This window comes from Pseudoalteromonas sp. 78C3 (genome assembly GCF_002836695.1).
Lineage (GTDB): Bacteria > Pseudomonadota > Gammaproteobacteria > Enterobacterales > Alteromonadaceae > Pseudoalteromonas > Pseudoalteromonas arctica.
Genome location: NZ_PJAV01000051.1, coordinates 1 through 852, shown reverse-complemented (window position 1 = coordinate 852; position 852 = coordinate 1). Strand labels below are relative to the sequence as shown.

General features: G+C 39.4%; 1 protein-coding gene. It reads left to right on the top strand.

Features of this window, described 5'->3' with window-relative positions; all coding sequences use genetic code 11:
• A partial coding sequence (locus CXF76_RS00770) for a multicopper oxidase domain-containing protein (protein ID WP_157823328.1) occupies positions 1-852 on the top strand: 852 nt, incomplete at both ends.

Genomic DNA, 852 nt, shown 5'->3' with positions numbered 1-852 from the left:
ACAGGAACAATAACAGGCACTGTGCCCGAACTTAGCGGCAAAGTAATTGATCTGGTTATAGATGAATCGCCGGTTAACTTTACTGGCGTAGTACGTATGGCGACAACTATCAATGGCTCTATACCCGCCCCTACCTTGCGCCTCAAAGAAGGCGATGACGTTACTATTAGAGTAACAAATAAGTTATCAGTACCGAGTTCAATTCATTGGCATGGCATTATTTTACCGTACCAAATGGATGGCGTACCTGGTATCAGTTTTAAAGGCATTATGCCTGGCGAAACCTTTGTTTATAAATTTAAATTACAACAAAGCGGTACATATTGGTATCACTCACATAGTGGCTTTCAAGAAATGACTGGCATGTACGGTGCATTAATTATTGAACCGCGAGAAAAAGATATTATTAGTGCAGATAACGAGCATGTTATTCAATTATCTGATTGGACTGATGATGACCCAATGGCGCTGTTCCGCAAATTAAAAATACAGAGTGATGTATTTAACTTCAATCAGCCCACTGTTCCAGAATTTTTTGATGACGTTTCAAATAGCGGTGTTTCGAATGCTTTGCAACGCCGCAAAATGTGGAATCAAATGAGAATGAATCCTACAGATTTAGCTGACTTATCTGCATCAGCAATGACCTTTTTAATGAACGGTAGTACGCCAATGTCAAATTGGCGAGGAATGTTTAAAGTTGGAGAAAAAGTAAGACTTAGGTTTATTAATGGCTCAAGCAATACTTTTTTTGACGTTCGTATTCCAGAACTAAAACTAACAGTTGTACAAGCTGATGGGCAAAACGTTGAACCAGTGACAGTTGATGAATTTAGATTCGGCCCTGGTGAG